Origin of the sequence: Nguyenibacter vanlangensis, from assembly GCF_013376155.1 — a bacterium.
Taxonomy (GTDB): domain Bacteria; phylum Pseudomonadota; class Alphaproteobacteria; order Acetobacterales; family Acetobacteraceae; genus Gluconacetobacter; species Gluconacetobacter vanlangensis.
In genome coordinates, this window is record NZ_JABXXP010000271.1 from 1 (window position 1) to 3,730 (window position 3,730).

Genomic DNA, 3,730 nt, shown 5'->3' on the forward strand with positions numbered 1-3,730 from the left:
CGCCGCGACCGCCGCCGATCTGGCGCGGGGCTGAGGAATATCCGCCGCCGGTATTGCCGCCGCCATATCCGCCGCCCGCGTCGTCGCCGGACTCGCCGCCGCGATTGCTGTCCAGCAGCACCAGGTCGCCGCGGAAGCGGTCGACCACGACCTCGGTCGTATAGCGTTCCTGGCCGGACTGGTCGGTCCATTTGCGGGTCTGCAGAGAGCCTTCCAGATAGATCTTGCGGCCCTTGCGCAGGAAACGCTCGGCCACGTCGGCGATGCGTTCGTTGAAGATGACGACGCGGTGCCATTCCGTGCGCTCGCGCCGCTCGCCGGAGGCGCGGTCGTTCCACGTGTCGCTGGTGGCCAGCGTGAGCGAGACGATCTTGGCGCCGTTCTGGCTGTTTCTGACCTCGGGGTCCTTGCCCAGATTGCCCACGAGAATAACCTTGTTGACGCTACCTGCCATGACGCTGTCCTGCCGCTGTCCGGTCCGGAGACGCCGCGCGGGCGGCGATGCTCCTGCTCTAAAAAAACCGTCCGCCCCGGCCGGTCTGGGGGGCGGACGCAACTCTGATGCCATCCTAACCCAGATGCGCGGCGGATGATACCGGTGCGGCGGACGGCGTTCCGTCGGGATGTTTTTTTCCGGCATGTCGGTTCATATCGCGTCGTCCCCGGCATTTTTGAGGCGGCGGATCTTGGCGGACGGCGCGGAAACGGTCAGAACAGAGTGGGAACGCGGCGGGCCGGCCACGGCGGGTCCGGAGCGGGAGCGCCAGAGGGCGCCCCAGAGGGCGCCAAAGAGCGACGATATATAGAGCGATATAGAGCGGCGGCAGAGAGCGACAGAGCATGGCACATCGATCCAGTCAGGAGGCCGACCGGGATGCCGGTCCGAGCACTCGTCCGGCGGGCGGGCCGCCGGCGGCGCAGTCCATCCGGGTGCGGGGCGCGCGGGCGCACAACCTGAAGAATATCGACGTCGAGATCCCGCGCGACGCGCTGACGGTGGTGACCGGCCTGTCGGGGTCGGGCAAGTCGTCGCTGGCGTTCGACACAATCTATGCCGAGGGGCAGCGCCGCTATGTCGAGAGTCTGTCGGCCTATGCGCGGCAGTTCCTGGAGCTGATGGGCAAGCCGGACGTCGATGCGATCGAGGGCCTGTCGCCGGCGATTTCCATCGAGCAGAAGACCACGTCGAAGAATCCGCGCTCGACCGTCGGTACGATCACCGAGATTCACGATTACATGCGCCTGCTGTGGGCGCGGGCGGGCGTGCCCTATTCGCCGGCCACGGGCCTGCCGATCGAGGCCCAGACCGTGAGCCAGATGGTCGACCGGGTGATGGCCCTGCCGGAAGGCACGCGGCTGATGCTGCTGGCCCCGGTGATTCGCGACCGCAAGGGCGAGTGGCGCAAGGAACTGGCCGAGCTGCAGCGCAAGGGCTTTGCCCGCGTGAAGGTGGATGGCGCGCTGTACGAGATCGCCGAGGTGCCCGAGCTGAACCGCAAGCTGCGCCACACGGTCGAGGCGGTGGTGGACCGGGTGGTGGTCAAGCCCGGGCTGGAATCGCGCCTGGCCGACAGTTTCGAGACGGCGCTGGGGCTGTCCGACGGGCTGGTCTATGCCGAGGAAGTGGTGCGGGGCGATGCCGAGCCGCCGCCGCGCATCGTGTTTTCGTCGCGATTCGCCTGTCCGGTCAGCGGTTTCACCCTGGAGGAGATCGAGCCGCGGCTGTTCTCGTTCAACGCGCCGCAGGGGGCGTGCCCGGCCTGCGACGGAATCGGCACCGAGACTTTCTTCGATCCGCATCTGATCGTGCCGGACGAGTCGCTGTCGCTGGCCGCCGGCGCGATCGCGCCGTGGCGCAACGCACAGAGCCCGTATTACCAGCAGACGCTGGAAAGCCTGGCGGCGCATTACGGGGTGCGCATGGAGACGCCCTGGCGGGACCTGCCGCAGGGCGTGCGCGACGTGATCATGCAGGGGGGCGGGGAGGAGATCACCTTCCGCTATCGCGACGGCCGGAAATCCTATGACCTGACCAAGGCGTTCGACGGGGTGGTGACCAACCTGCGCCGCCGGATGGCCGAGACCGACAGCGTGTGGGTGCGCGAGGAATTGTCGCGCTATCAGTCCGACAAGCCGTGCCATGCCTGCCATGGCGCCCGGCTGCGGCCCGAGGCGCTGTCGGTGCGGGTCGCGGGGGCGACGATCGCCGAGGCGTCGGACCTGCCGATCCGCCGGGCGCTGGACTGGTTCGCCACCGTCGAGGCGACGCTGACGCCGCAGCGGGCGGAGATCGCCCGGCGCATCCTGCGCGAGATCCTGGACCGGCTGCGGTTCCTGAACGATGTGGGGCTGGATTACCTGACGCTGTCGCGCGGGTCGGCGACGCTGTCGGGCGGCGAGAGCCAGCGGATCCGCCTGGCGAGCCAGATCGGGTCGGGGCTGACGGGGGTGCTGTACGTGCTGGACGAGCCGTCGATCGGCCTGCACCAGCGCGACAATGAGCGCCTGCTGGGCACGCTGGACCGGCTGAAGCGGCTGGGGAACACGCTGATCGTCGTCGAGCATGACGAGGATGCGATCCGCGCCGCCGACTGGCTGATCGACATGGGGCCCGGGGCGGGGGTGAATGGCGGCAACGTGGTGGCGATCGGCACGCCCGAAGCGGTAGCGGCGAATCCGGCCAGCCTGACCGGGGATTACCTGTCGGGCCGGCGCAGCATCGCCGTGCCGGCGCGGCGCCGCCCGGTGGATGCGGCGCGCATGCTGCGGCTGGAAGGGGCGAGCGGCAACAACCTGAAGGACGTGACGGCGCGGGTGCCGCTGGGAACCTTTACCTGCATCACCGGCGTGTCGGGGGGCGGCAAGTCGACCCTGGTGATCGACACGCTGTACAAGGCGCTGTCGCGGCAATTGATGGGGTCGGGGCAGAATCCGGCGCCGTACCGGCGGCTGGACGGGGTGGAACTGCTGGACAAGATCATCGACATCGACCAGTCGCCGATCGGCCGCACGCCGCGATCCAACCCCGCGACCTATACCGACCTGTTCGCGCCGATCCGCGACTGGTTCGCCGAACTGCCGGAGAGCAAGGCGCGCGGATACAAGCCGGGGCGGTTCTCGTTCAACGTCAAGGGCGGGCGGTGCGAGGCCTGCCAGGGCGACGGGGTGCTGAAGATCGAGATGCATTTCCTGCCGGACGTGTTCGTGACTTGCGATACCTGCAAGGGTGCCCGCTACAACCGCGAGACGCTGGAGGTGAAGTTTCGCGGCAAGTCGATCGCCGACGTATTGGCCATGACGGTGGACGAGGCGCTGCCGTTCTTTTCGGCCGTGCCGCGCATCCGCGACCGGCTGGCGATCCTGCAGCAGGTGGGGCTGGGCTATGTCGCGCTGGGCCAGCAGGCCACGACCCTGTCGGGCGGCGAGGCGCAGCGGGTGAAGCTGTCCAAGGAACTGGCCAGGCGGGCCACCGGGCGCACGCTGTATATCCTGGACGAGCCGACCACCGGCCTGCATTCCGAGGATGTGCGCAAGCTGCTGGAGGTGCTGCACGCCCTGGTGGACCAGGGCAATACGGTCGTGGTGATCGAGCATAACCTGGACGTCATCAAGACTGCCGACTGGGTGCTGGACATGGGGCCCGAGGGCGGCGACGGCGGCGGCCGGATCGTGGCCGAGGGCACGCCCGAGGACGTCGCGGCCTGCGCCGAAAGCCATACCGGGCGCTTCC

At 68.7% G+C, this 3,730-nt stretch carries 2 protein-coding genes; one reads left to right on the forward strand and one right to left on the reverse strand.

Annotation, left to right across the window (positions count from 1 at the left end):
• Window positions 1-454: single-stranded DNA-binding protein (ssb, locus tag HUK84_RS12190; RefSeq protein WP_176640532.1), on the reverse strand; the 454-nt coding region annotated here is incomplete at its 3' end.
• 386 nt (window positions 455-840) lie between these two features.
• On the opposite strand from ssb, the gene uvrA reads away from it, so the two are divergent.
• Window positions 841-3,730: excinuclease ABC subunit UvrA (gene uvrA / locus HUK84_RS12195; protein WP_218064349.1), on the forward strand; the 2,890-nt coding region annotated here is incomplete at its 3' end.